General features: G+C 64.3%; 31 protein-coding genes. 14 read left to right on the top strand and 17 right to left on the bottom strand.

Going from position 1 to position 25,487, the window contains the following annotated elements; genetic code table 11:
• The first annotated feature begins 2 nt into the window (after window positions 1-2).
• Complete coding sequence (locus CH295_RS06030) at window positions 3-899, top strand: hydroxyquinol 1,2-dioxygenase (RefSeq protein ID WP_094740046.1); 897 nt, start codon at window positions 3-5, stop codon at window positions 897-899.
• 14 nt (window positions 900-913) lie between these two features.
• On the opposite strand, the gene CH295_RS06025 is transcribed toward CH295_RS06030, so the two are convergent.
• Genes CH295_RS06025 through CH295_RS06005 form a run of 5 tightly spaced genes read right to left on the bottom strand, consistent with a single transcriptional unit; the run spans window position 914 to window position 4,316 of the window.
• Window positions 914-1,537: a TetR/AcrR family transcriptional regulator gene (locus CH295_RS06025; protein WP_094740297.1), complete on the bottom strand. Its 624-nt coding sequence runs from the start codon at window positions 1,535-1,537 to the stop codon at window positions 914-916.
• A 10-nt stretch (window positions 1,538-1,547) separates the two neighbouring features.
• Window positions 1,548-2,735, bottom strand: coding sequence for an NAD(P)/FAD-dependent oxidoreductase (locus tag CH295_RS06020; protein ID WP_252341923.1), 1,188 nt, complete (start codon window positions 2,733-2,735; stop codon window positions 1,548-1,550).
• Between the two features lie 23 nt (window positions 2,736-2,758).
• Window positions 2,759-2,932, bottom strand: a complete 174-nt coding sequence (locus CH295_RS06015) for a rubredoxin (protein WP_027495558.1) — start codon at window positions 2,930-2,932, stop codon at window positions 2,759-2,761.
• Window positions 2,929-3,093 carry a rubredoxin gene (locus tag CH295_RS06010; RefSeq protein WP_037193905.1) on the bottom strand — a complete coding sequence of 55 codons (165 nt, stop codon included), beginning with the start codon at window positions 3,091-3,093 and terminating at the stop codon, window positions 2,929-2,931. The genes CH295_RS06015 and CH295_RS06010 overlap by 4 nt, the downstream gene beginning before the upstream one ends.
• The gene (locus tag CH295_RS06005) at window positions 3,093-4,316 is read right to left on the bottom strand and encodes an alkane 1-monooxygenase (protein ID WP_094740296.1); all 1,224 of its coding nucleotides are present in this window, start codon (window positions 4,314-4,316) and stop codon (window positions 3,093-3,095) included. The genes CH295_RS06010 and CH295_RS06005 overlap by 1 nt, the downstream gene beginning before the upstream one ends.
• 458 nt (window positions 4,317-4,774) lie before the next feature.
• On the opposite strand from CH295_RS06005, the gene CH295_RS06000 reads away from it, so the two are divergent.
• From CH295_RS06000 to CH295_RS05985, 4 genes are all read left to right on the top strand, one after another.
• The gene (locus CH295_RS06000; RefSeq protein ID WP_094740044.1) at window positions 4,775-6,604 is read left to right on the top strand and encodes a DUF4012 domain-containing protein; all 1,830 of its coding nucleotides are present in this window, start codon (window positions 4,775-4,777) and stop codon (window positions 6,602-6,604) included.
• Between the two features lie 32 nt (window positions 6,605-6,636).
• On the top strand, window positions 6,637-7,305 hold the full coding sequence (locus tag CH295_RS05995; RefSeq protein WP_170945770.1) for an SGNH/GDSL hydrolase family protein: 669 nt from the start codon (window positions 6,637-6,639) through the stop codon (window positions 7,303-7,305).
• Between the two features lie 418 nt (window positions 7,306-7,723).
• Window positions 7,724-7,942 (top strand): hypothetical protein, encoded by a 219-nt coding sequence (locus CH295_RS05990; protein ID WP_037194183.1) that lies wholly within the window; start codon window positions 7,724-7,726, stop codon window positions 7,940-7,942.
• Window positions 7,943-8,033: 91 nt separating this feature from the next.
• A complete protein-coding gene (locus CH295_RS05985; protein ID WP_094740042.1) occupies window positions 8,034-9,143 on the top strand; it encodes a GGDEF domain-containing protein in 1,110 nt (369 codons plus the stop codon).
• Window positions 9,144-9,206: 63 nt separating this feature from the next.
• Here CH295_RS05985 and CH295_RS05980 read toward each other — a convergent pair whose 3' ends face one another.
• Window positions 9,207-9,923, bottom strand: coding sequence for a hypothetical protein (locus CH295_RS05980; protein ID WP_037193916.1), 717 nt, complete (start codon window positions 9,921-9,923; stop codon window positions 9,207-9,209).
• 52 nt (window positions 9,924-9,975) lie between these two features.
• On the bottom strand, window positions 9,976-10,485 hold the full coding sequence (gene praA, locus CH295_RS05975) for an alkane oxidation protein activator PraA (protein WP_094633398.1): 510 nt from the start codon (window positions 10,483-10,485) through the stop codon (window positions 9,976-9,978).
• A gap of 445 nt (window positions 10,486-10,930) precedes the next feature.
• On the opposite strand from praA, the gene CH295_RS05970 reads away from it, so the two are divergent.
• Complete coding sequence (locus CH295_RS05970) at window positions 10,931-12,145, top strand: EAL domain-containing protein (RefSeq protein WP_037194187.1); 1,215 nt, start codon at window positions 10,931-10,933, stop codon at window positions 12,143-12,145.
• Window positions 12,146-12,289: 144 nt separating this feature from the next.
• Here the strand turns inward: CH295_RS05970 and CH295_RS05965 are convergent, their stop codons facing one another.
• From CH295_RS05965 to CH295_RS05940, 7 genes are all read right to left on the bottom strand, one after another.
• A complete protein-coding gene (locus tag CH295_RS05965; protein WP_094633399.1) occupies window positions 12,290-12,511 on the bottom strand; it encodes an ANTAR domain-containing protein in 222 nt (73 codons plus the stop codon).
• A 119-nt stretch (window positions 12,512-12,630) separates the two neighbouring features.
• Window positions 12,631-12,939, bottom strand: a complete 309-nt coding sequence (locus tag CH295_RS05960) for a WhiB family transcriptional regulator (protein WP_037193923.1) — start codon at window positions 12,937-12,939, stop codon at window positions 12,631-12,633.
• A gap of 106 nt (window positions 12,940-13,045) precedes the next feature.
• Window positions 13,046-14,173 carry a cation:proton antiporter gene (locus CH295_RS05955; protein ID WP_094740041.1) on the bottom strand — a complete coding sequence of 376 codons (1,128 nt, stop codon included), beginning with the start codon at window positions 14,171-14,173 and terminating at the stop codon, window positions 13,046-13,048.
• Window positions 14,174-14,188: 15 nt separating this feature from the next.
• A complete protein-coding gene (locus tag CH295_RS05950; protein ID WP_094740040.1) occupies window positions 14,189-14,389 on the bottom strand; it encodes a hypothetical protein in 201 nt (66 codons plus the stop codon).
• Between the two features lie 164 nt (window positions 14,390-14,553).
• Window positions 14,554-15,150, bottom strand: a complete 597-nt coding sequence (locus CH295_RS05945) for an Rv1733c family protein (protein WP_094740039.1) — start codon at window positions 15,148-15,150, stop codon at window positions 14,554-14,556.
• 185 nt (window positions 15,151-15,335) lie between these two features.
• Window positions 15,336-15,494 carry a hypothetical protein gene (locus tag CH295_RS27705; RefSeq protein ID WP_170945769.1) on the bottom strand — a complete coding sequence of 53 codons (159 nt, stop codon included), beginning with the start codon at window positions 15,492-15,494 and terminating at the stop codon, window positions 15,336-15,338.
• Window positions 15,495-15,611: 117 nt separating this feature from the next.
• Window positions 15,612-16,385: a sulfite exporter TauE/SafE family protein gene (locus tag CH295_RS05940; RefSeq protein ID WP_094740038.1), complete on the bottom strand. Its 774-nt coding sequence runs from the start codon at window positions 16,383-16,385 to the stop codon at window positions 15,612-15,614.
• A gap of 128 nt (window positions 16,386-16,513) precedes the next feature.
• Between CH295_RS05940 and CH295_RS05935 the strand changes: the two genes are divergently transcribed.
• The 4 genes from CH295_RS05935 to CH295_RS05925 all read left to right on the top strand — a co-directional run bounded on the left by CH295_RS05935 (window position 16,514) and on the right by CH295_RS05925 (window position 19,103).
• A complete protein-coding gene (locus CH295_RS05935) occupies window positions 16,514-17,893 on the top strand; it encodes a rhodanese-like domain-containing protein (RefSeq protein WP_094740037.1) in 1,380 nt (459 codons plus the stop codon).
• A gap of 31 nt (window positions 17,894-17,924) precedes the next feature.
• Window positions 17,925-18,098, top strand: a complete 174-nt coding sequence (locus CH295_RS28590; RefSeq protein ID WP_502694466.1) for a DUF8730 family Cys-rich protein — start codon at window positions 17,925-17,927, stop codon at window positions 18,096-18,098.
• 76 nt (window positions 18,099-18,174) lie between these two features.
• Window positions 18,175-18,606: a hypothetical protein gene (locus CH295_RS05930; protein ID WP_094740036.1), complete on the top strand. Its 432-nt coding sequence runs from the start codon at window positions 18,175-18,177 to the stop codon at window positions 18,604-18,606.
• Window positions 18,603-19,103, top strand: a complete 501-nt coding sequence (locus CH295_RS05925; protein WP_170945768.1) for a flavodoxin domain-containing protein — start codon at window positions 18,603-18,605, stop codon at window positions 19,101-19,103. The genes CH295_RS05930 and CH295_RS05925 overlap by 4 nt, the downstream gene beginning before the upstream one ends.
• Here CH295_RS05925 and CH295_RS05920 read toward each other — a convergent pair.
• From CH295_RS05920 to CH295_RS05910, 3 genes are all read right to left on the bottom strand, one after another.
• The gene (locus CH295_RS05920) at window positions 19,078-19,536 is read right to left on the bottom strand and encodes a DUF1003 domain-containing protein (protein ID WP_094630249.1); all 459 of its coding nucleotides are present in this window, start codon (window positions 19,534-19,536) and stop codon (window positions 19,078-19,080) included. The genes CH295_RS05925 and CH295_RS05920 overlap by 26 nt on opposite strands.
• Entirely contained in the window at window positions 19,533-20,060 is a 528-nt protein-coding gene (locus tag CH295_RS05915) for a flavodoxin domain-containing protein (protein WP_094740034.1), read from the bottom strand. Before CH295_RS05915 ends, CH295_RS05920 begins: the two co-directional genes overlap by 4 nt.
• Before the next feature lie 124 nt (window positions 20,061-20,184).
• Window positions 20,185-21,096 carry a universal stress protein gene (locus CH295_RS05910; RefSeq protein WP_170945767.1) on the bottom strand — a complete coding sequence of 304 codons (912 nt, stop codon included), beginning with the start codon at window positions 21,094-21,096 and terminating at the stop codon, window positions 20,185-20,187.
• Between the two features lie 193 nt (window positions 21,097-21,289).
• Between CH295_RS05910 and CH295_RS05905 the strand changes: the two genes are divergently transcribed.
• The 4 genes from CH295_RS05905 to CH295_RS05890 all read left to right on the top strand — a co-directional run bounded on the left by CH295_RS05905 (window position 21,290) and on the right by CH295_RS05890 (window position 25,482).
• Complete coding sequence (locus tag CH295_RS05905) at window positions 21,290-21,955, top strand: response regulator (RefSeq protein WP_037193950.1); 666 nt, start codon at window positions 21,290-21,292, stop codon at window positions 21,953-21,955.
• Window positions 21,948-23,651: a sensor histidine kinase gene (locus CH295_RS05900; protein ID WP_037193952.1), complete on the top strand. Its 1,704-nt coding sequence runs from the start codon at window positions 21,948-21,950 to the stop codon at window positions 23,649-23,651. Before CH295_RS05905 ends, CH295_RS05900 begins: the two co-directional genes overlap by 8 nt.
• A 107-nt stretch (window positions 23,652-23,758) precedes the next feature.
• A complete protein-coding gene (locus CH295_RS05895; RefSeq protein WP_094633412.1) occupies window positions 23,759-24,601 on the top strand; it encodes a universal stress protein in 843 nt (280 codons plus the stop codon).
• Window positions 24,598-25,482, top strand: coding sequence for a universal stress protein (locus CH295_RS05890; RefSeq protein ID WP_094740032.1), 885 nt, complete (start codon window positions 24,598-24,600; stop codon window positions 25,480-25,482). The genes CH295_RS05895 and CH295_RS05890 overlap by 4 nt, the downstream gene beginning before the upstream one ends.
• The last annotated feature ends 5 nt before the right edge of the window (window positions 25,483-25,487 follow it).

Raw genomic sequence — 25,487 nt, 5'->3', positions numbered from 1 at the left:
CCATGACCGAGCAGACCATGACCGGACAAGCACAGGATGCCGTCGAAGAGCGGTTGGTGGAGAACGTACTTCGATCGTTCGACGACTGCACCGACCCCCGGTTGAAGCAGGTGATGACCTCGCTGGTGCACCACCTGCACGGGTTCATCCGCGATGTGCGACTGACCGAACAGGAATGGAACACCGCCATCGGCTTCCTGACCGAGGTCGGTCACATCACCGACGACCGCCGTCAGGAGTTCATTCTGCTCTCCGACGTCCTCGGGGCGTCGATGCAGACGATCAACGTGAACAACCCCGCCTACGAGGACGCGACCGAGGCGACCGTGTTCGGCCCGTTCTTCGTCGACGACGCGCCGCGTATCGAGAACGGTGGTGATGGATCGGGAGGTGCTGCAGGACAACCGTGCTGGGTCGAGGGAACCGTGCGCGACACCGCAGGCACACCGATCCCCGGAGCGCGCCTCGAAATCTGGGAAGCCGACGAGGACGGGTTCTACGACGTTCAGTACGACGACGCACGCGTCGGCGGTCGAGCGCATCTCTACAGCGACGACGACGGGAACTATCGATTCTGGGCGCTGACTCCGACTCCGTATCCGATTCCGCACGACGGGCCGGTCGGACGAATGCTCACCGCGACCGGTCGCTCACCGATGCGGGCATCGCACCTGCACTTCATGGTGACGGCACCGGGGATGCGCACGTTGGTGACACACATCTTCGTCAGCGGCGACGAACTGCTGGGCAGCGACACCGTGTTCGGAGTGAAGGAATCCCTGATCAAGGACTTCGTCGAGCAGCCGTCGGGAACACCGACTCCGGACGGTCGCGACGTCGGCGACACGACCTGGGCCAGAGCCGACTTCGACATCGTGCTCGCACCGGCCGACGTCTGAGGGTGCCGATTGGCTCAGGTCCGGCTTGAGGTGATCGAATCGACGAACGGCGTCAGCAGCAGCGCAAAATCATCTGCAGCAGCCGCAATATCGTGCGGGGGCTCGGGGATGTAGCTCAATGCCAGACGCACGATCGCCCTGCTGATGACGTCTGCCTGCCGTGGGCTCGCACCGACCCATCCGCGTTGGAAGGTGTTCGCGAGTCGGTCTCCCGCGCGCTCGATCAGTACGGCACTGTCGGTGGTGATCAGGCGGAGCAGATCCTCGGGGGCGTCGCCACCGTGCAGTGATCGCACGAGAGGATCCAGTGCGCTCAGCTGGAAGAACGACGAGAAACCCTGGCGCAGGGCAGCGCCGGCATCGTCGGGATGCTCGTACAGCGCGGTTTCGCACAGGTCGACGAATATGTCCGTCAATCTGATGGCGTACCCCTGTGCGACGCCGCGTCGTGAACCGAACTCGTTGTACAGGCTCTGTCTGCTCAGGCCTGCCGCCTTCGCGATGTGACTCATCGTGACGTTGCGCCAGTTGCGCTCGTGCAACAACTCGCGCAACGCATCGAGCGCGGTATCGCGCGCAAGGGTGGACGCGGCTTCACGGTATCGACCGGGGGTCGACGTCTGTTCGGCTGCGGGCATGAACACGACTCTATCGAACGACCGCATGGGGTTGATCCAGCCAATCCTCTCCGAGGAGATCCCGATCGATGGGGTCTCCGCTCGCGATGAGGGATCTGATCTGCCTGATGTCCTTCGGGAATCCCACGCCGATGGCCCCGACGAGCTTCTCGTCACGCAGCGCACATGCCGTGAAGCGGCGGTCGGCGATGGTGCCGCGAACCACGACGTACTCGTCGTCGACGCAGGTCCACCCCGCGAATTGCAAGTTGACGCCGTGCTGAGTCGACCACCCCCACGGCACATCGAGATTGCCGACATCGAGACCGAGAATGGACCGTGCCGCCCGAGTTGCCTGATCGACGGCACCGTTCCAGTGCTCACTCCGATAGGTGCCGCCGAGAATCGTGTTGGGGACCTCCGCGACGTCGCCCGCGGCGTAGATGTTCGGTGTCGAGGTGCGCATCTCAGCGTCGACCAGGACTCCGGAACGAATGTCGAGGCCGTGTTCGGCTGCCAACTCGACATTGGGCACCGAACCTGCCGACACCAGGACGGTGCCGGCCGACCAACTACGTCCGTCCTGTGCGACGGCACGAAGGGTGCCGTCGTCCTGCTTGTCGAGACTCGTCACGGTGACGTCGGTGTGCATCGCTATACCGTTGTCTGCGTGTAGGTCTCGGTACATCTGCGAGATCTCCGCCGGAGCGATACGACTCAGCGGAGCCGATGCTGCCTCCAGCACCGTCACCTCGGCACCGAGCGACCGCGCAGCCGCAGCCGCCTCACATCCGATCAATCCGCCGCCGATCACCAACAGTGATCCGGTGCGGAGGATGTCGGCATGCAGTGGTGCGACATCGGCGGAGGTGCGCAGGGTGAACACGTGCGCAGAACCCGGCAGATCGAGTTGCCGAGCCCGAGAACCCGTTGCCAACAGCAAGGCGTCGTACGGGACCGAGTCGCCGTCGTCGAGCAGAACGGCCGAGTCGGTGATGGCGACAGCTGTGACGCCCGTCCGGATGTCGACGCCCTCGATGGCTGCACCCAACCGGACCTGATCGACCGATTTGGTGCCCAGCAGCAGCTCCTTGGAGACCGCCGGGCGACGGTAGGTGGCCTCCTGCTCGCTTCCGATCTGCGTGATGGATCCCGTGAAGCCCTCGGCGCGTAGCACTTTGGCGGCGGTGTACCCGGTGGCGCCGGTGCCGACGATCACGACGTCAGAGGGTTGCCGAGCAGTCACCCGCGCTCGACCTCGACCATCTCGAAATCGGCCTTGGCAGCGCCACAATCGGGGCACGACCAGTCGTCGGGGATGTCGTCCCAGCGCGTGCCCGGCTCGATCCCGTCCTCGGGCCAGCCCAGTTCCTCGTCGTACTCGAATCCACATTGAACGCAGCGGTAGAGCTTCATGCCTTACTCCTGAAGTCGATTTTCTCGCGGACACCGCAGTCGGGGCACGGCCAGTCGTCGGGTACCTCGGACCATGCGGTGCCGGCCGGAAAGCCCTCGCGTGGAGCGCCGTTGGTCTCGTCGTAGACGAACTCGCACACCGGGCACTCGAATGCGGCCATCACTTGGCTCCGTGTGCGGCGAGGATCTTCTCTCGCTTGGACGGCTGGATGTTGACCTTCGTGATGTCACCGTCGTAGTGGTCGAGAACGCGGTGGTCCATCACCTTGCGCCACACCGGTGGGAAGTACGCCAGCGAAATCATGCTCGCGTATCCACTCGGCAGGTTGGGCGCTCCGTCCATGCTGCGCAGAGTCTGGTAGCGGCGGGTGGGGTTGGCATGGTGATCACTGTGTCGCTGAAGGTGATACAGGAAGATGTTGGTGACGATGTGATCGGAGTTCCAGCTGTGCTCGGGAGTGCAGCGCTCGTAGCGGCCGTTCTCCTTCTTCTGACGCTGCAGGCCGTAGTGCTCGAGGTAGTTGACCGTCTCGAGCAGTGAGAATCCGTAGATGGCCTGAATCACCAGGAACGGCAGCACGATCGGACCGAACACTGCGACCAGCACCGCGTAGAGGACGACGGACATCAGCCAGGCGTTGAGTACGTCGTTCTGAATGCTCCACGTGCTCTTGCCCAATCGCTCCATGCGAGTCTTCTCCAGCTCCCACGACGACTTCAGGCTGCCCCAGACGCTGCGGGGGAGGAAGGCCCAGAAGCTCTCGCCGAACTTCGAGCTGGCCGGATCCTCGGGGGTGGCGACGCGGACATGGTGGCCGCGATTGTGCTCGATGTAGAAGTGGCCGTAGAACGTCTGCGCCAGAGTGATTTTCGACAGCCAGCGCTCCAGGCTGTCCTTCTTGTGGCCGAGCTCGTGTGCAGTGTTGATGCCGACGCCGCCCATCACGCCGATGCTGATGGCGAGACCGATCTTCGAGATCAGGCCGAGCCCGCCGTCGATGCCGAGCCACGACAGGTTGTTCGCCGACCAGAGGTAGCAGGCGAACACCAGACTGGCGAGCTGGAACGGAATGTAGGCGTAGGTGCAGTAGCGGTAGTACTTGTCTTCCTCGAGTGCCTTCATCGCCTCGTCGGGAGGGTTGTCCCCGTCGGGCCCGAAGAACCGATCGAGAATCGGGAGCAATCCGTAGACCAGCAGCGCGCCGATCCACCACCAGACCGGAGCCACTGCGTTCCAGCCGAGCTGATTGAAAGCCCACACCAGGCCGGTCGCCAGGAACACCGCCGTCGGCGGAATCAGGCCCATCAGCCAGAGGTATCGCTTGCGGTCGTGCCACGCGTCGACCGGCACCTGCGCCTGGTCGTCGACATTCGATGCGGTCATCGTCACTCCTCGTGTAAGGCCGATCACTGTGGATTGGACAATACACAAGATTTGTCAGGCTGTTGTACAAAATCAGAAATTTGTACAAACAATGTCTGGGACTGTGGCTGCGCCCACAGCACCACCGTTCGGACAGATCCAGCTGCTACCTTCCGACTCGTTGTGGCCGGTCACAAACGGCCGCAGCGCTCGTAGGTCCGTCTGTATCCCGTCGGGGGTACTTCACAACAGGAGTAGTTATGGACGCATTCATCGCCAAGATCATCGTCGACGTCATCCTCGGGCTCATCGGCAGCGGAAGCGCCGAGAGCGGCAGCACTGCAGTGAGTGCACTCATCGGATCCTGACGTCGAACGGCTGCGCCGGTGCAACACCGGCGCAGCCTGCCCGAGAGTCGTGTCGCGGTGAGAGGACGTCGTTTGTAGTCTTAGCCGCAACGAAAGGGCACCCATCCAGCCATGAGCTACGACAACGACTACCCGTACGGCGACCATCGCAGCTCTCGTAGTCGCAGCAGGCGTCGTCGTTCCAAGAAGAGAACCGGTCGACGCATTCTGCTCGGTTTCGGTGTGTTCGTCGTCGTAGCGCTCGGACTCGGTGCCTGGCTCGCCTACACCGCCAACACCGCGTACACCTACCTCGAGCAGGCTCGCGACTACGCCCAGTCGGCAAAAACCGCACTGCTGGCGGGGGATACGCAGAAGGCCGAGACCTCCGTGGACGACGCGGTCCGTACCTCGACCCACGCGAAGGACGCCACCGATTCGCTGATCTGGAAGGCCGCCGCAGCGATTCCGTACGTGGGTCAACCGCTGGATGTCGTCTCGCAGATCACCGACGTCGTCAACGGGCTGACCGTGGACGTGCTGACGCCGTCGGTCGAGGTGGGGGCCACACTCGATCCGAGTCAGCTCCGCGGACCCGACGGTGCCATCGACATCGCCGCCCTGCGCGACGCCTCGCCCGCGCTGTCTCAGGCGTCCGCCGCGGCCGACGTGCTCAACGCACAATCCCAGGCGATCGAAGAGCCGACGTTCGTCGCGCAGATCGGTGACGCTCGAATTCAGTTGCAGGATCAGACGCACGAGCTGACGACACTGTTGACCAACACCGACATCGCCGCGAAAGTGCTCCCCGCGATGCTCGGTGCCGACGGCCCACGCAGCTACTTCATGGCCTTCCAGACACTGTCGGAATCTCGCGGAACCGGTGGCCTGATAGGCGGACTCGGCATCGTGCGTGCCGTCGACGGCAAGGTCGCGGTCGACTCGCTGGCAAGCAATGCCGAGCTCCGAATTCCCTACGACCCGATCGATCTCGGTCCGGACTTCTTCAACGTCTACGAGAGTCGCTTTCAGCCCACTCAGAATTGGCAGAACAGCAACGTCAGTCCGCACTTCCCGTACGCGGGGCAGATCTGGCAGTCGATGTGGGAGCAGGAAACTGGCGAACGTGTCGACGGCGCTCTCGCCACCGATCCCGTTGCCCTCGGCTACATCCTCGACGTCGTCGGCCCCATCACGATGGGCGACGGTGAGGTGATCGACGGATCGAACGTCGTCCAGATCACGCAGTCCGATGCGTACTTCCGCTTCGAGGACGACAACACCGCGCGCAAGGCGTACCTGCAGGACATCGCAGCCCGCGTGGTCGCAAAGATGCAGGGCAACATCGGATCTCCCAGCGCGCTGCTCGAAGCACTCGGCAAAGCGACCAGTGAAGGCCACATCGCCGTGTGGAGCGCCGACCCGGCTCTGCAATCGATCCTGGGACCGACCAAGATCGGCCACGAAGTTCCCGAGAGCCCCGACCCGTACGCCGCGGTGGTGGTGAACAACGGTGCAGGCGGCAAACTCGACTACTACCTGCAGCGCAAGGTCACCTACTCCGCACAGTCCTGCGACGGCCCGACGCGGACCACCCGCGTCGTCGCCGAGATCACCAACAACGCTCCGCAGCAGGACTACACCACCTACATCGCCGGCAGGCAGAACGAATCGACCCGATACGACGGACCTCCGGGAACCAACCGATCGGTGGTGGCGCTGTACGCAACTCAGGGCGCAACGTTGACCGATGCCACCATCAACGGAACCCCACTGTTTCTTTTGACTGCTGCCGAACGGGGCCATCCGGTGTTCTACGTGCCCGTCGTCATCGAGCCGGGACAGACCAAGACCATCGAGTACAACCTCGTCGAACCGACCGTTGCAGGCGAGGCGCAGGCACCGGTGCAGCCGCAGTCGGTTCCGGCACCGACCGAGGTGGATTTCCCCGCCTGCAACTGATGCACCGTCGCCCATGAGGCAGAATCCCCGGCGTGCGAAGAACTCGACTGTGGATCGCCGGTGCACTCGGGTTGGCGCTCGCCGCCGCGCTCGTGGCAGGACCACTGAAGAAGCCGGCGCTCACGGTCCGCAACGCGCACTGCTTCGGGTGGAGTGTCAACGACACCGGCCCACGGTTGGTGACGCTGGGAGACTCGATGGCGCAAGGTAATTCACGCGTCGACTGGGGAATTCACGGCAACACGGCGTGGTATTCGTACCTCGTGTGCGGGGACGACGCTCCCGCGGCCGACGGTGGCAACCTGGGAATCAACGGCGCGACGACGACGCAGATCCTCGCCCGAACCGACGACGCACTGGCAGCGAACCCGGACATCCTCGTTGTCAACGGCGGCACCAACGACCTCGCCCGGTCGGTTCCGCTACCTCGGATCATCGACAACCTGCGCACGATCCTGGACCGGGCACGCGACGTCGACACGGTCGTGATCGCCACGGTGCCGTCGTCGCGCAAGGTCAGTGCCGACGACCTGAACGGCGAGATTCGAGCACTGGCCGCCGAGCGCGGCATACCCGTCGCAGAATTCGCGCCACTGCTCGATCGACCCGGAGCCACCTTCGACGGCGTGCACCCCACCGCGAGCACGGCTGCCGAGATGGCGGCCGAGGTTGCCGGAGCGGTCGGAGTTCCGAAGACGTAACCGTCGTCGTGCCGGATGTGCGGGCCTGAGCGTTCGGAACCGTGTCCAGGACGCGGAATACCGCCGATCGGAGTCGATAGTGAACGCTGAGGTGCGCGCTCAGAGGCGGCCCTGTTGGACCGCGACGATGACGAGGGCGATCACAGCAATCGTGAGGATTGCTAAGAGCGCCAAGTGAATTGGATCGGTCGAGCCTGGCGGCCGAACCCCGTTCGGACCCCTTTTCTGGAGCATGTCACAGACTGTAGGTCACTTTCTCGGATTGTGCACAGGATAGGTGGTACAAACCGAGGCCGAACTGGCTCGTGGACTCGCACATGTGTTCGATAAAGCGTAGAGTCGGGCTCGGCGGAGTTGGGAGGGAAGCCCGGCTCCGCCGCCCAATCGTGGAAGGCCCAGTGAGGTGGACGGTGATCCGATGGACGACGTGCTGCGCAAGGTCGAGGAACTGAAGGCGTTGGTCGTAGAGCTCGAGGCGCTGGATCGACAACGCGTCGGACTGGGGGATCGGCTGGTGGATCTCGAGCATTTCTTTCGCAGAGCCGGATGTCCCGAACTGTCGCAGCAAGCCCTCGATGCGTTCATGGTGACCTATGCGGGCCGAGTGTTCGAGTTGGCCGACGGTATGCGGGGATAGGCGCGAGTTTTCCACTTTGCGGACCAGGTGGTTTCGTCTGTGGTTGACTTGTCCATCCACGTCGTGACACTAGGAAAGCTGCTCGAGACCTGTGAACAGTCTTCGCCAATGGTGGTCGCTCCCGGTCGACTACGGGTGGAACGTTGCGTATGCACGGTCCCAGAAAGCGCTGCACGTCACCAGGATCCTCATCGGGATCTTCTGCTTCTTCTACGCGGCTGCCGCGGTGATCGCCCTGACGATCCCGGGTCTCGGAGACAGCGGCCCGGGGCAATGGGCGCTGTGGTCGACCATCGTGACGACTCCTCCGCTGGGGTTGGCCTGGCTGATCGGCGGTTGGCCGAGTTGGCGCATGTCGATCGCATTCGTGCTGTACGCCGACATCGTGCTCGCCGCAGTGCTCCTCACCATCGACGAGCCGTCCGAGATGCTGCCGATGGCGGCGCTGTTCACGGTGATGGGCAGCTACGTCGTGGGCTTCCACGGCCCCAAGTTGTTCACCGCGCATCACCTCTTCGCCTTCGTCACCGTTGCGGCCCTCTATGTCTCGGCCATGGTCGGCGACTCGGCGCAGCGGCTGCAGACCAATCTCTACCTGGTGATGCTGATCCTGGTGATGTTCTCGGCGCCGCTGATCTGTCACTCCTTCCTGATGCTGCTGCGTCGCGATGCCACCGGCGCGTTCTACGACCCACTCACCGGACTGCAGAACCGCCGGGGATTCGACGCGGCGATCGGCAACCTCGACCTTCGATCCGGGATCGACACATCAGTGGCCGCCGTGGTGATCGACATCGACAACTTCAAGGCCGTCAACGATCGATTCGGCCACGAGTACGGAGACACGGTCATTCGTCTCACCGCGAGCCGCATTCTCGATGTCTTCCCGGCACCGGCCGTGACGGTTCGACTCGGAGGCGAAGAATTCGCGATCGTCTGCCTCGACGGCGTCGAGTCGGTGATCGACCGATCCGAGGAATTGCGAATCCGCCTGTGCGACGCGACCGACCGGTCCCCACTGACGGCATCGATAGGCGTCGCTCACACGGTTGTCGAGGCACGGGACATCGTCGGGGACGTCGATGTGCTGCTCGGCCGAGCCGATCGAGCGATGTACCGGGCCAAGCGGATCGGCGGCAACCGCGTCACGGTGTACCAACACGAGGAGCCGTCCGTCCATCCGGTCGACGAACGGCAATGAACGACGGCGTCGACCGGGTTCCGCAAGGGAACCGGTCGACGCCGCCGATCGAGGTGCGAACCGCTACGCCACCTCTGCCGCAATCGCGGACCGGGTGCCGACGTCGAAGACCGGATCGGTCAGGTGCACGTCGAGAGTGTTGCCCGGACCGGCGATGATCGCGTTCAGCACCGACGTGAACGCGCCACAGTTCTGGAACTGCGGAATCGTGTACGTGCCCTTCACGTGTGCATCGGCCTGGTTGTTCTGAATCAGGTCGATCGCATCGAGCGAACCGGAGAGGTTGGCGGTGGTCTCGGCGGTGACGCAGTTGCTACCCGCAGGGATCAGGTCGACCGCGGCCGATCCGGCCGATCCGGTGTCGATGCCCAACGGCTTCACCGAATCGATGCGAATCTTGAAGCTCTGTGCGACGTCGAGGTCCAACGTCGGTGCCTCGTCCGGGCCGCCGCGGACGATGGTGCCGGACACCGGCGTCGCGTCGACGATCGAGATCGTGAAGTTCGCCAGCGTCGCGGGTCCGAGTTTCAGGTCGGCCGACGCCTGTGGGAGTGCAAGTGTTCCGGTCACCGTGCCGTTGACCAGATCGACGTCCGTGGCGAGGTCGGTGGTGGGAAACACGACCGGCTGACCGGTCTTGGCGATGATCGTCGTCGTGTCGGCCTGGAACGTGATGGGGAGCGTGTCGGCAGCGTTCGCCGGGGCGGCGACGAGCGTGCCCAAGGCGATGCTCGACGCCAATGCCGTCATCGTGACGACAGTCTTGTTGCGAATCTTCACGTGGTCTCCTTCTCGAGAATGGTTGATGCGGAACGAGGTGGGACGGGAGGAGTCAGGACAGGGTGAAGGCGGGGTCGGGCTGGACCGAAAGGCTGTTGACGGTGCAGTTGCCGGACATCGGCTGGTCGGTCGCGGTGAGCGTGTTGGTCATGTTGTCGAAGGACCCGGCCAGCGTGGCGGGCCCGCAGTTGTAACCGACCAACGAGAAGCCCACGTTGGACACCTCACCGGTGGTGGCGCTGGTGGGGGTCAGAGTCCAGGGCAGGTTCTTCAGCTGGGGCAGGCCGCACAGACGGTTCGAACCGCTGATCTTGGCGTCGGTGATCGATGCCGAGGAACCGTCGGCACTGGTGGTGCCGGACAGTGAGATGGAACAACTCACGGGCACCCCGAACGAAGCCGGCGTGCTCACGACGATCGTGCCGGGTGCCGTGAAAGCGGTGCTTGCCGGGGAGATTGTTGCGGCGCCGGCGTTGGCGGCACCGACTGTCGCTCCGGCGATGGCAACAGCGGCCACGGCGGCGGCGAGCGTGCGAGAGCGGGTCGGCGGGTTGAGCGTCATCGATCGAACCTCCAAGTCCAGAACGGCTCCGGACCCCCGCGAGGGTCCGACGGTGCCGGTGTTCCGGCAGCCGGGAGGGACGTTAGGTCGACGAAACTTCTGCAGAAATTGCTTTACGGCAAGTCTGTGAGAAGTCACAATCCGGTCGGTATGTTTGTTGTATGCAGTGGTAATGAAATTCGGCGGAAGTCTCGAAAGCGCACTGCAACTTCGGCTTTCGGCCCGATCTCGGGGCCGCGAAGGGCTCCCGATTCCGCGTGCCCGCTCTCGCGCGACGCCGTTACCAACGCGTTATACAACGTTACCGAAACGAGATAGTTCCGACTGCGTCGATGACATCTCCGACACCGACCATGAGGCAAGCGAAGAAAAGCATGCTCCACAGGTTTGAAAACGGATGAGCCCCCGCGTGACGGGGGTCGTTTTTTCGTGTCAAACTGTGGGTGTGACGTTCGCGCTGGCCGAAGCAGGATCTGCAGTCGACACGGACACGGGAGAGCTGACGGTGCATCCGTATTTCGCCCCGGTCTGTCGGCTGGACAACGGCGCGCTCGCAGCGATCGAAGTTCAGTTGCGGGGCCCCGAGAACGGTCCGCTCGCGTCGGCCGACGCGCTCAAGCGCGCGGCCAGAGCAATGGACGCCAAGCGTGAACTCGACGCGCTCGCGTGGGGAGTGGCTCGAATCAACCAGTCTGTGCGGTTGCCGATGCTCGTCTCCATGGACGTCGACTCTCTTGCCGCGCTCGATTCCGCCACCGAAGAACAATTGCGCCGCGACATCGTGGTCGTCACCGAAGCGGCACTCGTGGACAGTCCGGCCCGCACCCTCGCCGCGATCGACAAGGCCAGGCGCGACGGCAAGGTGGTGGCCGTCGACGATGTCGGCCGTCGGCCGCAGTCGATGACTCTGCTGCCGCTGATCGAACCCGACGTGATCATCCTCGCCGGGTCGATGGTGTCCCGACGCCCCGATCTGGCCACCGCACGCACCGCCCACGCCGTCTCGGCTCAGGTGGAACGCACCGGCGCGGTGGTGGTGGCAAGCGGAGTCGACACCGCATTGCATCGCACCCGCGCACTCGGACTCGGAGCGACCTACGGGGTGGGCGAGTTGTATCCGGCGGCGGAGACGACCGAGGAGCTTCCTGCCGACGCTGCCGAGGTGATGCCCCCGTTCCCGACCTGGAGCACACCTGCTGTCGCCGCGGCATCGCCGTACGCCATCGCGTCCGACGGTAAGACGGCCACCCGCAGCACCAAGCGTCTGCTGGTGGCGATGAGTACGTCCCTCGAGATGCAGGCTGCCGCAGCGGGGCCGGAAACGTTGGTACTCGGCACTTTTCAGCGGGCGGAGCACTTCACCTCGACCACCCGTGGGCGTTGGGTCTCGATGGCCGAGCAGATCTCGTACGCCGGCGTGTACGGCGTGGGCATGGGTTACGTGCAAGAGGGTGGCATCATGCATGCGCCCCTCGATCCGACGGATCCGCTCGTGGAGGAGTGGAACGTCGTGGTGCTCGGACCGCACTTCTGCGGAGTGCTCGCAGCGATCGATCTGCACCGCGGGGAGGTCGACGCCGATCGCGAGTTCGATTACGTGATGTCGTACGACCGCGCGACCGTAGTGCGTTGTGCGCGTGCAATTCTCGCGCGTTTTTGACCCACCGATGACCGCGTTCCCGGAACGGATGTTTCGGGCAGCCATGGTAGGGCATACGGCACAGCAGGTAATGAAGTAGTCCGGACTGCCGCATTGCTCAGGCCCCGTGCGTTGAACACACAGCGCACGGGGTCGCCTGACATATCACCGCTCGGTCGAGGCCCGGTCCACCAGTTCCTGTGCGATGTCGCGAAGCTTACGATTGGTGCCTTGCGATCGGTCGACGAGCAGTCCGAATGCCGCGTCGGCGCTGATGCGATGTATTGCCATCAACATTCCCTTGGCCTGTTCTATCGGTGCTCGCTGCGAGAGTGCCCTTTGAACGTCGTCCGGCAGCCCCGAGTGGGTTCCGTTCGCTGCGGTCATGCAGACATTGTTGCGCGTCTTGTTCCGACGCAGGTCAGACCCGGGAAGACGCGCCGAAGACGCGTCGAACAGAGCTGTTGGCGTGACCTTTTTCGTAGCGATCCGTTATTGTTCCGTGATCAGGCGGCAGGATTGGACAGTGGCCGCCCGATGAGAAATTCGAGTGTGCGGTATGCGTCCGTGCGGCGGCCGTTACTCGCATTGTCGTGGTAGGCGGCACCGGCGACGACCACGCCGACCGGAATGCGACCCGACTCGATATCGCGAGCCGTCTGCTCGGCGCAGTTACGCAACACCGGGCAGTCGGCGCACAGACGCCATGCCTTTTCTGCGCGCTTGCGACCGTGTCGAGGAAGTTGCTGCGAGTCGTAGGCATCCATGTCTTCGATGCACGCACCCTTGAGGCGCCAGACCTGGTCATCCGTCATCGTCGTGATCCGTTTCGCGTCGTGCCGATCGTTCCACGACCTTTGTTCCCCGTCCGGATCAACTCGAAACACCCAAATGCCTTGCGCCGCCCCGGGCCCGCCGGGGTCAGGCCGGACGACGAGCGGCGACCCGCGATGCTGCGGCCGCCGCCGCAATGGTCACCAGTGCGCCGAGCACGATGGCGGGGCCCTCACCGGGAGCCAGCACGCCGCTCTGCGTGCCGAGTGTCACGGCCGAGACCGGAACACCCATCTGGGCTGCCGCGAGTATCCCGAGCCCGGCGGGCTGGCCCGTCAGACGCATCGCACCGTGCGCGGCGATGGCTCCGAACCCCAACACGAGTCCCAGCGCGATCATGTTCGGGTGACTGCCGAGGGCGCGCAGATCGAGGGATGCGCCGAGCCAGACGAAATACAGTGGCCCCAGGAAACCTTCGGTGATGGCGAACAGTTGTTTCGCAAGGCGTCGCGGTTCTCCGATGGCAGCGACGGCCAGCCCGAAGCCGAAGCCGGCCAGCATCACCGATGCATGGGTGTGGACCGCGAGGGCCGCGAGGGCGAACAACAGAATCAGGTTGAGGCGCAGTTCGAGCGCGAGTTTGCGTTGGGCAGACACATGATGCACGCGACGGCGCAGTCCCGAGGCGTCGAAGTGGCGCAGGACGACAAAGATCACGGCGGCGGCGATCAGGACCGTCGCCGATCCGAGTGCGGCGGGACCGGCCTGCCGTGGATCGATCACGAGAGGCAGCGCGACGATACAGACCGCGTCCGCCAGCGCGATCTGCGGCAGGAGGGTCATCAGACCGGGTGCGGTCATCGTGGTGGACTCGTCGATCGGCATGATGACAGCGGCCGAGGACGATGCCATCAACACCGCGTACAGGCCGAGGTGAGGTGGATCGAACGCGGCGGAGACGGCCCAGCCGAGCACGGTTGCCAGCAGCCCGACGGTCACCGCCCGCGCAGTACCGACCCCGAGACCGATGCGCAGTCGCGGGTCGCGAATCGGTATCTGACTGCCGGCCACGAACATGACGAGCGCAAACCCCACCTGCGCCAGGAAGCTCAGCGTCTGCTCGCTGGGGTCGACGATGCCGAAGCCTGTGTGGCCGAGAGCAATTCCGGCGACGAGTTCGCCGACGACGACGGGTATCCGAAGCCCGCGCGGAAGCGCCAGCAGTGGGCCGAGCAATCCCACTGCGGCACACAGGGCGAGCGTCTCGAAGGTCATACGCCCGCTCCGACGTCAAGCAGAGTTCAGAATGGGTCGTCGACTCGCCGGCAGTGCCGACGCCACGAGGTCGCGAGGGTGCAGCGCGCCCTGCTCGTCCATCATCACCTGTATTCGAAGATCGACCACGCGTAATTGTGCAGCCAACGGGCTGCACATGAGCGCACGCTCGTAGTCCGCACTGCCGGAACAGAATTCGGTGCCGATACCGATCATGTCATCGCCTCCTCGAACGTGGGAGCTTCGTGTCGACGAGTGCAAGGATGACAGTCCTGAGCGTACGACTACACACGCGATGTGCCATCGGCACAAAGGCCCTTTTTTCGAGGACGCTCGGCCCTCCTCGTGGTGACCGGCCGCGTCGCCGGGCTTCGACGGCGCTACCGCGAGCGATGGTCGCGGGCCTGTAGAAAGTGTTGCCAATCTCTGTCCCACTGCCGCATTCGTGAACGTTCGCCGGCTTTGGTGGTGAGGTAGACCAGACCGCCGATGACGAGGGCACCGAGGAACCATACGAACACGGCCGTGGCAGCTCCGTTGACGACGGCACCGGCAGCAGTGTCGGGAGCGCGCACCAGATTCCCGTCCGCATCACGCCAGATCGGAGTCGTGTCATCGACCCGCAATGCCGACGGTACGTCGGTTGCCCCGGAGCGCAGCGAGCCGTCCGGCGCGCTCCACTGCACGGTCGCGGTACCGGCCACGGTCGTGACGCCGTCGGTATCGGACCGAGCGGATTTCGTGGCGTCGATGACACGGGCGTCGACTCGAACATAGTATGCGCGTTGCTGTTGCGAGCGCAGCGACAGGTCGCTGTAGGTCACCGAACCGATCGTCGCTGCCACAGGGATGAGCAACAGAAGCACCGCGATCCCGACGGCGACTGCCGCTCGTTCGATCCTGCCCGGCAGCCGCATCAGTGCATTGGAAATCCATGGACTGTGTCGCCACGATCGGTACGCGAGTTTCGAGAACATGGCCGCCACCTACTCCCACCCGAAGTGCATTCGTCTCCTACGAGTGTCCGGCGTCGAGCAGTGGATCCGTAAGGGCACAAGGTCCCGATGAGGCGGGGGTCGTCGGCTGATCGAGGGCTCAACGCACCACGCCCAGAAGCAGGGAGCGACCGGGGTTCGTGTGGGCTGGGGTCGCGGCTCCGCGCTCACCATGATCGCTCTGCCATGGGCGGCAGGGTGCGGCGAATCGCGGCCGCGACGACCGCGTGGCTCAGATTGGGGAACCTCGCGGCGAGCGTGGACGCGATCGATCTCAGTTCGTCGTTCACCAGCCGGGTGGTCGGTCCTGCGTCGGTGATGGTCATGAAGATCGGCTACCTCGCGGTCGTGGAGAAGGGGTGCTCCTCTCTCGATGGTGCCCGGCGTGTTTCGCGCGATACAGGGCCTTTCGTCGGTAACCGTGTTGTCGAAGGAACCCGAGATCAGATCGGAAAAGCTGCGTCGATGACGACGTACCCTGCCACTGCGAACACCAGGTAGGCGAACAGGCGTTGCAGCCGTGCGGTATCGACCCGGGTTCCGAAGTGCGCGGCCAGGAGGGAGCCGACAATTGCGGTGCCTGCGAACGCAAGGGTGATCGACCAGTCGATGGTCGTGCCGCTCAGATGTGAGAACAGACCGGCGACGGAGTTGGCGACGATGATGACCAACGAGGTGCCGACCGCGACCGACATCTCTATGCCGAGCATCAGCACCAGCACCGGAATGATGAGGAAGCCGCCTCCGACGCCGAACAGCCCGGTCATGAATCCGACAGCAAGGCCTGCCGGAATCGAACGTGGAGCGCAGTGTCTCCAGTTGATGCCCGATGCCGATGTCTTGCAGGCTGTTCCTGTATCTCCTCGCTCGGCGAGCATCCGGGCTCCTGCGGCAACCATCACGGCGGCGAAGCCGAGCAGCAGGATCCTCTCGGGAAGCAGCCGGCCGAGTGCGCTGCCGGCGAAGGTCGCTGGAATGCCGGTCGCAGCGAACACCGCCGCCAGTCGCCATTCGACGCGGCGGGCTCGCAGCTTCGGTATCACTCCCACCGCCGAGGCGGTGCCGACGACGATCAGCGAGACGGGGATCGCTTCCTCCACGCCGAGGCCAAGGGCGAACACCAACACCGGGACCGCAAGAATGGATCCGCCTCCACCGAGTAGGCCGAGGAGAATTCCGATCACAGCGCCGAATCCGAGCGCCAGCCCCAATGTCATCGTGTGTTCACTCCAATCTATGGTGCACGGTATACCCCAGGGGGTACTTGACATACCCTAGGGGGTATTGCACACTGTGTCTACCACCTCGCGAAACTCGCCCGGAGACGTCTCAGACGGAGGAACCCATGATCCTCGAGCAGTACTACCTCGAATGTCTTTCCCACGCTTCGTATCTGATCGGAGATCAGAGGACGGGACGCGCGATCGTCGTCGATCCGCGTCGCGACATCACGGAGTACCTCGACGACGCCGAGAAGTACGGACTCGTCATCGAAGGGGTCGTCAACACTCACTTCCACGCGGACTTCGTCTCGGGCCACCTCGAACTGGTCGACGCGACCGGTGCCTGGATCGGCTTCGGCGAGGCTGCCGAGACCGACTATCCGATCCGGCGACTGCGCGACGGGGAGCGGTTGTTCCTCGGCGACGTCGAACTCGAGATCCTGTCCACTCCCGGTCACACGTGGGAGTCGATCTCGGTGCTGGTTCGCGAGCATCCCGGGGCCACCCCTACGGCCGTGCTCACCGGTGACTCCCTCTTCATCGGCGATGTCGGACGACCGGACCTGGTGAATCTCGGGGACGGCTCGACCGCAGACCTGGCCCGTGCGATGTATTCGACGATCCACGACAAGCTGCTGACGCTGCCCGACGACGTCATCGTCATGCCCGCTCACGGTGCCGGCTCGTCGTGTGGAAAGAACCTCTCCACCGAGCTCACCTCCACCATCGGTGAGCAGCGCGCGAGCAACCCGTCGGTGCAGCCGATGACCGAGGACGCCTTCGTTGCGCTCGTCACCGACGGCCAACCGGCGGCGCCGTCGTACTTCTCCGCCGACGCAGCCATGAACAAGCAGGTGCACCCACTGCTGTCTCCTGGCCGCATCATCCCTGCGCTGACACCCGAGGCCGTGAGGGCCGAGCTGGTTTCCGGCACACGAGTGCTCGACGCACGAAGTGTGGACGATTTCGCTGCCGGCCATCTGCGCGGATCGATCAACGTGGGGTTCGACGGTCGCTTCGCCGAGACCGGCGGCATGGTCGCGGAGGTCGGTGGTCGCATCGTGCTGATCGCCTATCCGGGCGAAGAGCAGGAGGCAGCACTGCGGTTGGCCCGAATCGGATCCGACAACGTGACCGGATACCTCGGAATCGGCAGTGACGGTGCGTTTCCAGCCGAGCTGGCGACATTGGTCGAGACGGCACCGCGCACCACGGTCGAGCAGCTCGATGTGATGCTCGCCGCGGACGAGGTGACGCTCATCGACATTCGCAACCCGGGTGAGCGCGACTTCGGCACGATACCGGGAGCGATCCCGATCCCGCTGGCGCAGTTGCGAACTCGCCTCAAGCAGGTGCCGACCGGTAAACCTATCGTGATGCACTGCGCCGGAGGATGGCGCTCGAGCGTGGCGGCGTCGCTGCTGCGCGCTCAGGGATTCGAGGACGTCTCGGATCTGCTGGGCGGTTACAACGCCTGGGCCGACGCCCACGTCCCGGCCTGACTTTCGACCGACTCGTACCAGGAGGATTCTCATGTGTTACCCCGTCACCTGCAAGAAATGCCACAAGACCGGCTGGGGCGGTTGCGGCAGACATGTCGACTCCGTCATGCGTACGGTTGCCGCAGCCGACCGCTGCACCTGCAACGAGGATTCGAGCCCGCCCGTGAAGGAGCGTCGGAGCATGCGGTCGTGGTTCGGCCGCTGAGACCTGATTCAGGTAGTCGAGCGGCAAGTACTTTGTGCTCTAGCGCAATTGATCTCTTGCCGCACAGACTGGAACGATGACATCGACAACGCGAGCGGCAACCGAGCGCAACCGGCGATCGCCGTGGCTCGGCGCAGTCTGCGGAGGGGTATCGATCAACGCGTTCGGTGCTGCGATCGGATTGGCCTCGGGTGCAATCGATCCGAGTTCCTACGTCGAGGCGAAAGTGTCTGTGACACTGACAGCACTTTCGCTGGTGTTGGTCGTCGGCGTTCCCATGGGGCTCGCTGCGGCGTCTGCCTTCGCAGGCGGCGGACGGTCGGGTCCGATGGTTCATATCGCCGGCGTGCTCCTGGTTGCCTGGATCATCGTGCACTCGGCGGTGACCGGTGAGACGAGTTGGCTGCTGGGATCGTTCGGGGTACTGGGGTTCGTCATTGCGGTCCACGGATGGCGGATGACGGTGGCTGCGGGCAAATCCGCATACCTCCTGTCGGACGAGACATGAAAATACTCGTCTCCACCGCAGGTCGGCATGGAGCGACCCACAGTCTGGGCCAGGAAATGGGTCGAGTCTTCGAGCACTGTGGTGTCGACGTCGATGTGCGGGCACCGGAATCCGTGGTCCGCGTGGACGGCTACGACGCTCTGGTCATCGGGAGCGCTGTCTACTCGGATCGCTGGGTTCCAGCCGCGAAGGCTCTGGTCGACAGGGTGTCGAGGTCCGAACACCCACCTGTGTGGCTGTTCTCCTGTGGGCCGCTGCACTCGAGCGACAGGCCGGTCAACGTCACTTCCGACGCCGCACACGCAGTATCGGTAATGCATGCGACCGCACACCGAACGTTTCCCGGGAAGCTGGTGCCAGAGCGACTTTCGGCGGGAGAGCGTCAGATTTTCGAGAACTCCGGAGCAGTCGCAGGAGACTTCCGTGACTGGGTACTCGTGTGCAATTGGGCCCGAGAGATACTCGCGTGGCTCAATGCAGAGAAGCGTGGTTCGTGACCTGTTTCGCCGGTGATGTCTCTGCACTCGTGCGGTGCGCCGACGGACAGACGTGCGTGTGAATCTCGGCCGCCAGCTGCGCCACCGATTCCGTCAAGACGGTATTGGCCTCGATCATGTCCTGGAGTAGGGCGGTGTTCGAAAGTGTGTGTACGGCAACCTCACTGCTCACCGAGTCCGCGCGTTTCGCCGAGATCAGCAGAATCGCTCCCTGGAGTCCCGCGATCATCGACAGGAACAGGTTGAGCAGGATGAACGGGTACGGGTCGAATCCGTCGCTCTGGTTGTAGGCGGCCCACAGCGCCATGGTGCCCAGAAACAGGAACACGAACGGCCAGGAGCCCATCCCGTTTCGGACGTAGTCCGCCGCTCGCTCACCGGCGGTCAGGGCATCACCGGTCCGGACGCCCGGGTGTCTTCGCCACAGGTTCATCGCTCGAAGGTGTTCGGTCCGTGATTCGCGACCGGTGTCAGTTGGGAGGAAATGACCACCGCCCACGACATGACCTCTGCTCGTGATCTGCTGTCACCATCGGAGGCACCGATCAGTCGCACGACGGCACGCTCGAACAGTGACAACCGCGAGTTCGTCAGCTTGCCACCGAACACGCGATGCTCGATCACCCAGTCGGCCTCGGTCTCTTTCGGCCGAGCTCTCGGCGGAGTGCTGTCGTCCACCGGGCCACTCGAGAAGAGCCACACAGGAATTACCTCCAGTTCGGCCTGTTCCCTGGTGACCAGCGCGCGTGCGTCTCGGAGCCATCGGCCCATGTACACGCCACTGCCGATTATCGCGGCGTCGTACTCGGCAATGCTGTCCACGTCGCGGGCATCACGAACATCGACTGTCGTCGTGCTGTCGATGCTGGACAGTTCCCGCAGAATCGACGAGCCCAGCCACTGTCCGATTTCTCGGGTGGCGCCGTGGCGGCTTGCTGTTGCGATCAGTATGCGCATGTGGATGTCCTGTCGGTTCGGCTTCGGTTGAATTGCAGTGCAAAATGATTCATGTCCGTCAGGTGCTGCAGTCGATCCGGATCGGCGCACGCATGTCGCGGGTCGAACAGTTCTTCCGCAGTTTTCACAGGTACTCCTTCGTCGCAGGCGTTCTGTTGCGCGCGGCACTGGGCACAACGGTGACCGGACACGATGCGCGTGCCATCACCGAGCGGCTGGTCGAGCCGAGCATCATTCCGGCGAATCCTCCGCGACCGTGACTGCCCAGCACCACCAGTTGGGCGCTCTGCGCGTGGTCCAGCAGTGCGTGGACCGGTCGGTCTCTGACCGCCACCTGTCGTAGTGCCACCGTCGGATGCCGACGCGCGCAATCATCGACGGCCCTTGCCAACACGCCGTCGGCTTCGGGTCGATGGTCCGCCCAATCGAGGCCGGGAACCGACATCCCTATCGACAGATCCGAATCGGCCCACGCGTGCAGTGCGGTGAGTGGAGCGCTTCGGACTTCTGCCTCCTCGAACGCCCGCTCCACCGCGGCCATCGCGGCCGAGGTTCCATCGACGCCGACCACGACCGCCTCGAACCCCGTGTAGCCGCTCATCGGCCATGCATGTACGACCGTGACCGGGCAGTGTGCATGCGTACTCAGCGCGACGCTGACCGAACCCAACGACGTGCGTTGTGCCGCACCGAGTCCGCGTGTCCCGATGACAACCATCCGAGACGTCTCGGACATCTCGAGTAGAGCGGCAGCGGCGGGGCGGTCCGACAGAACCACGTCGACGGCGATGGTGGACCCGGCCGACCCCGTCGGCCGGGCTATCGACATAGCCTCGTCCAGAATGCGGTTCGTCTCGAACCTCAGATGCGCGGATGTCCGTTCGGGTAGGGCATCGAGGCCCGTGAGAACCGTCGGGACGGCCGAGACGATCGTCAGGTCGGAGCCGTGCAGTTCGGCATCGAGCACGGCCCACCGGACAGCGTCCAGAGACGCGGCTGAACCGTCGACTCCGACGACGGTGTGGGATCTGCCCATCTGATGAGTCCCTTCGAGGTGGTGCCAGAGCTCCATCAGACGCTTCGGCTCGGCATCCGCGCGCCAGGACAACTACACCGAGATCAGGGACTTTCGGCCCCACTTTCGATGACCAAAGGTCGAGCTCTCCCGTGTGCGGGTCCGTAGTGTTGGGAAAGATGCGCCCACCGAGGACGCGGGTGAGGGGTTGGACGTGGTCACAGTGTTCTTGGTCGACGACCACGAGATCGTGCGTCGAGGTCTGATCGATCTCATCGATTCCGATCCCGATCTTTCCGTGATCGGTGAAGCCGGAAGTTGCGCACAGGCACTCGCTCGGATTCCCGCGTTGAGGCCGGACGTCGCCGTTCTCGACGTTCGACTGCCCGACGGCAACGGCATCGAGCTCTGCCGCGAATTGCTCGACCGACTGCCCGATCTCAAGACCATGATGCTGACCTCGTTCACCGAGGACCAGGCCATGCTCGACGCGATCCTCGCCGGCGCCAGCGGCTACGTCGTCAAGGACATCACCGGTATGGAGCTGACTCGCGCGATCAAGGATGTCGGCTCCGGTCGGTCGCTGTTGGACAATCGCGCAGCGGCCGCGCTGATGGACAAGCTGCGGGCGGGCACGGCCGCTCCCGGACCGATCGATCACCTCACCGGGCAGGAACGGACATTGCTCGACCTCCTGGGGGAGGGGCTGACGAATCGGCAGATCGCCGCTCGAATGTTCCTGGCGGAGAAGACCGTCAAGAACTACGTCTCCCGGCTGCTCGCCAAGCTCGGGATGGAGCGCCGCACCCAGGCAGCGGTGTACGCGTCGAGGCTGGCCGAAACGCATCCGCGAACGCAATCCGGGCCGTCGGATGGATGATCACCGCGGACCGGGCCTTCCGCAGCTCCGCCTCGGTGAACTGCTGGCCGAGGTGCAGGACCGAATCGGGCGCATCGCGGATGCACGAGTGCAGGCGGACGGTCTGCTCGATGCGATGTTCGTCATCACCTCGGGCCTCGACCTGGAGGTGACGTTGCGGTCGATCGTGGAGTCGGCCGTCAACCTCGTCGGTGCCCGGTACGGTGCACTCGGCGTGCGCGGCGAGGGTCACGAGCTGAAGGCGTTCATCCATCACGGCATGGAAGAGCAGGTGCGCGAGGCGATCGGCCCACTTCCCACCGGACGAGGTGTGCTGGGTCTGCTCATCGACCAACCTCATGTGCTCAGACTCGACGACCTGTCGTCGCATCCGGAGGCAGTGGGCTTCCCTCCCAACCATCCGCCGATGAAATCGTTTCTCGGCGTGCCCATTCGGGTGCGTGACGAGGTGTTCGGAAACCTGTACCTCACCGAGAAGAAGGACGGAGCCCAGTTCACCGAGGACGACGAGGTGGTCACCCGGGCTCTCGCCTCGGCGGCCGGAATCGCAATCGAGAACGCCCACCTGTACGAGGAGTCGCGGATCCGGCAATCGTGGATGGAAGCGATGCGGGACATCGGTACCGAACTGTTGGCCGGGAGCGACATCGACGAAGTGCTACACATGGTGTCGAGGCGGGCATTGCATCTGACCGGGGCCGACAGTGCGTTCATCGCTGTTCCCGCCGACGCGGCTCCGAACTCGGACACGGTCTCCCGGTTGGTCATCTCGGTCGCCGAGGGGCACGACGCAGACGCTCTGGTGGGTTCACTCATCCCGATCGAGGGATCGAGTTCCGGTGCGGCATATCGCCTTCGGACCGCTACCCGCAAGGAGGAGCTGGACTACCGACCCAACGCGCATGTCGCCAACACCTTCGGCCCGGCCCTGATCTCGCCGCTTCGGGTAGCCGACGGCGTGCGAGGCGTCCTGGTGACGCTGCGCCGAAAGGGCGGACCGGTCTTCAGCGACTCTCAACTCGATCTCATTTCCAGCTTCGCCGACCAGGCCGCACTCGTGATGGAGATGGCCGACACCACGCGGCGCATGCACGAGCTCGACGTTCTCGCGGACCGTGATCGGATCGCCCGGGACCTTCACGATCACGTCATCCAACGGATCTTCGCGGCCGGATTGTCGCTGCAGAGCACGTTGCAGAAGACCGAGCTCGACGACATTCGTCAACGTCTGACTCGCACCATCGACGACCTGCAGGACACCGTGCAGGACATTCGTACGACGATCTTCGACCTGCAGAGCTCGACACACTCGACCACTCGTCTGCGGCAGCGCGTCAACGGAGCCGTCCTCGAACTCACCGAAAGCGTTCCCATTCGCGCCGTGGTTCGCATGTTCGGGCCCCTGTCGGTCATCGACAGTACCCTCGCCGACCACGCCGTCGCCGTCATTCGTGAAGCGGTGAGCAACGTCGTCCACCATGCTCGGGCCCAGACCGTCAACGTCACCCTGGCGGTCGGGGACGATCTCCGCATCGAGGTCTCCGACGACGGAATCGGACTGGACGAGAACATCACTCGCAGTGGACTGGCGAACCTCGAGGCGCGGGCAGTCGACTGCGGCGGCACGATGACCTTCGGGTCGTCCGCGGCCGACGCAGGTGGCACCGAGCTGATCTGGTCGGTACCGCTGCCCTGACGGCGGACGACCTAGGTCACTTGTTCCGATGACCTCGGACTGCTGTGCCAGGTGTGCCTGCGCTCGTAGCGTTCTCGTCGTAGACGCGCACCATCGAGAGGCATCTGATGAACACTTCACATTCCACCGGACCGGTCGTGGTCGGAATCGACGGATCGGAGACCGCACTCGATGCGGTTCGGTTCGCCGTGCAGGAGGCACGCGGGCGGGGCACGTCACTTCGGTTGATCCACGTGATCGACAGACACGCGGTGCCCGAAACCGTCTACGGCGCTCCGGATGTCGACGGTGACTATGCCCGCACGGCATTGAGTCGCGCAACGGATGCGGCCGCGGCGATCGATCCGTCGGTTCTCGTGGAATCGGTCGTTCTGCAGGGGCGGCCCGAATCGGTGATGTCGACCGAGGCCGGATCTGCGTCTCTGCTGGTACTGGGGACCACCACCGGCAGTGCGGTGGCCGCCTGGGTACTCGGATCGATGGTCGGCGCCGTGGTCGAAGCATCGCCCCACCCCGTGGCGATCGTCCGTCACTTCGACGCCGAACGCCGCGGCCCGGTCGTTGCAGCCCTGGGTGACGCCGACGTCTCGCAAGCCGATGTCGTGGTGGCTCAGGCATTTCACGAGGCATCGATCAGGGCGGCCAGTGTGTTGGCGGTGCACACTCAGGCTGTCTCCTCCATTCTCGCGTCCGCTCTCAGCGGCCCGGGCGACGGGCTACACCCCGAATCGGCAATGGACGTTCGGCTCGAACCCTTCGGCGCGGACTATCCCGACATTCGTGTGGCGTCGGTCTATGCCGAGGCCGACTCGGGATCGGAACTGGTGGCGGTCTCCGAGACAGCCCAGCTGATGGTGGTCGGTCACGAGCGAGACCGAGTGCCCGGACGAACACTGACCGCCGTACTGCGGCATGCCCATTGCCCCGTCCTCGTCGTCCCGCACGCATGAGTACCTCGAGGCAGTCTCCGATCGTCGTCGGAGTCGACGGCTCAGGCTCGTCGCTCGACGCAGTCGGATGGGCCGCGCATGCGGCCGAGTTGCGTGGGGTACCGGTGAAGCTGGTGTCCGCATACCAAGTCAAGGCTCTGTACACCAGCTTCGTCGCGTTGCCGTCGCACATCGGCTCCGAGGAGCACACGGCTGCAGAGTCGATCCTCGCCTGGGCGTCTCTGGTCGCTCGACGTTCGGTGAACAACCCGGACGCGCTCGTCATCACGAGCGAATCGATTGTGGGACCGACGATTCAGGCCATGCTGGAGCAGTCCTCGAGTGCCTCGATGATGGTGGTGGGTTCTCGTGGCAACGGCGAATACTTCGCCGAACTGCTCGGCTCGGTGAGCACCGCGGTGGCCGTTCAAGCGCACTGCCCTGTGGTCATCGTGCCGGGAAGCGTCGAGCTGCACTCGTCGGGAGGCCCTGTTGTCCTCGGAATCGACGGGTCGCCGCACAACCAGAACGCTGTTCGGTTGGCCTTCGACGAAACCTCACTCCGGGGAGCGGAACTGGTTGCAGTCCACGTGTCGACGGACGAACTGATCTCGGCGCCCGACGCGTCCGCCACCGACAGGTCCGATGCGATCCTTTCGAACGGTCGAACCGTGTTGGCAGAGAGCCTGTCCGGCTGGAGCGAACAGTACCCGGAAGTCGTGGTACAGCAGAAGATATTGCGCGGCAACGTGGTCGAGAAGATCCTCGAGGTATCACCGCGGGCGCAGGCCGTCGTCGTCGGTTCGAGCGGCCGCAACGGTTTCAGCGACCGACTTCTCGGATCCACCGTCCGGTCGCTGGCCCACCGCGTCGACTGTCCGCTGATCATCGCCCGCGGGTAGTCACC

Source organism: Rhodococcus sp. 14-2483-1-2, assembly GCF_002259405.1.
In the GTDB taxonomy this organism is placed as follows: domain Bacteria; phylum Actinomycetota; class Actinomycetes; order Mycobacteriales; family Mycobacteriaceae; genus Rhodococcoides.
This window is presented reverse-complemented; position numbering and strand designations above follow the sequence as displayed.

What these genes read in the sequence shown, in the direction of transcription:
- CH295_RS06030 (WP_094740046.1), top strand. Translation starts at nt 3, where the DNA reads ATGACCGAGCAGACCATGACCGGACAAGCACAGGATGCCGTCGAAGAG.
- CH295_RS06025 (WP_094740297.1), bottom strand. Translation starts at nt 1,537, where the DNA reads ATGCCCGCAGCCGAACAGACGTCGACCCCCGGTCGATACCGTGAAGCC.
- CH295_RS06015 (WP_027495558.1), bottom strand. Translation starts at nt 2,932, where the DNA reads ATGAAGCTCTACCGCTGCGTTCAATGTGGATTCGAGTACGACGAGGAA.
- CH295_RS06010 (WP_037193905.1), bottom strand. Translation starts at nt 3,093, where the DNA reads ATGGCCGCATTCGAGTGCCCGGTGTGCGAGTTCGTCTACGACGAGACC.
- CH295_RS06005 (WP_094740296.1), bottom strand. Translation starts at nt 4,316, where the DNA reads ATGACCGCATCGAATGTCGACGACCAGGCGCAGGTGCCGGTCGACGCG.
- CH295_RS06000 (WP_094740044.1), top strand. Translation starts at nt 4,775, where the DNA reads ATGAGCTACGACAACGACTACCCGTACGGCGACCATCGCAGCTCTCGT.
- CH295_RS05990 (WP_037194183.1), top strand. Translation starts at nt 7,724, where the DNA reads ATGGACGACGTGCTGCGCAAGGTCGAGGAACTGAAGGCGTTGGTCGTA.
- praA (WP_094633398.1), bottom strand. Translation starts at nt 10,485, where the DNA reads ATGACGCTCAACCCGCCGACCCGCTCTCGCACGCTCGCCGCCGCCGTG.
- CH295_RS05965 (WP_094633399.1), bottom strand. Translation starts at nt 12,511, where the DNA reads ATGACCGCAGCGAACGGAACCCACTCGGGGCTGCCGGACGACGTTCAA.
- CH295_RS05960 (WP_037193923.1), bottom strand. Translation starts at nt 12,939, where the DNA reads ATGACGGATGACCAGGTCTGGCGCCTCAAGGGTGCGTGCATCGAAGAC.
- CH295_RS05955 (WP_094740041.1), bottom strand. Translation starts at nt 14,173, where the DNA reads ATGACCTTCGAGACGCTCGCCCTGTGTGCCGCAGTGGGATTGCTCGGC.
- CH295_RS05950 (WP_094740040.1), bottom strand. Translation starts at nt 14,389, where the DNA reads ATGATCGGTATCGGCACCGAATTCTGTTCCGGCAGTGCGGACTACGAG.
- CH295_RS05945 (WP_094740039.1), bottom strand. Translation starts at nt 15,150, where the DNA reads ATGTTCTCGAAACTCGCGTACCGATCGTGGCGACACAGTCCATGGATT.
- CH295_RS27705 (WP_170945769.1), bottom strand. Translation starts at nt 15,494, where the DNA reads ATGACCATCACCGACGCAGGACCGACCACCCGGCTGGTGAACGACGAA.
- CH295_RS05940 (WP_094740038.1), bottom strand. Translation starts at nt 16,385, where the DNA reads ATGACATTGGGGCTGGCGCTCGGATTCGGCGCTGTGATCGGAATTCTC.
- CH295_RS05935 (WP_094740037.1), top strand. Translation starts at nt 16,514, where the DNA reads ATGATCCTCGAGCAGTACTACCTCGAATGTCTTTCCCACGCTTCGTAT.
- CH295_RS28590 (WP_502694466.1), top strand. Translation starts at nt 17,925, where the DNA reads ATGTGTTACCCCGTCACCTGCAAGAAATGCCACAAGACCGGCTGGGGC.
- CH295_RS05930 (WP_094740036.1), top strand. Translation starts at nt 18,175, where the DNA reads ATGACATCGACAACGCGAGCGGCAACCGAGCGCAACCGGCGATCGCCG.
- CH295_RS05925 (WP_170945768.1), top strand. Translation starts at nt 18,603, where the DNA reads ATGAAAATACTCGTCTCCACCGCAGGTCGGCATGGAGCGACCCACAGT.
- CH295_RS05920 (WP_094630249.1), bottom strand. Translation starts at nt 19,536, where the DNA reads ATGAACCTGTGGCGAAGACACCCGGGCGTCCGGACCGGTGATGCCCTG.
- CH295_RS05915 (WP_094740034.1), bottom strand. Translation starts at nt 20,060, where the DNA reads ATGCGCATACTGATCGCAACAGCAAGCCGCCACGGCGCCACCCGAGAA.
- CH295_RS05910 (WP_170945767.1), bottom strand. Translation starts at nt 21,096, where the DNA reads ATGGGCAGATCCCACACCGTCGTCGGAGTCGACGGTTCAGCCGCGTCT.
- CH295_RS05900 (WP_037193952.1), top strand. Translation starts at nt 21,948, where the DNA reads ATGGATGATCACCGCGGACCGGGCCTTCCGCAGCTCCGCCTCGGTGAA.
- CH295_RS05895 (WP_094633412.1), top strand. Translation starts at nt 23,759, where the DNA reads ATGAACACTTCACATTCCACCGGACCGGTCGTGGTCGGAATCGACGGA.
- CH295_RS05890 (WP_094740032.1), top strand. Translation starts at nt 24,598, where the DNA reads ATGAGTACCTCGAGGCAGTCTCCGATCGTCGTCGGAGTCGACGGCTCA.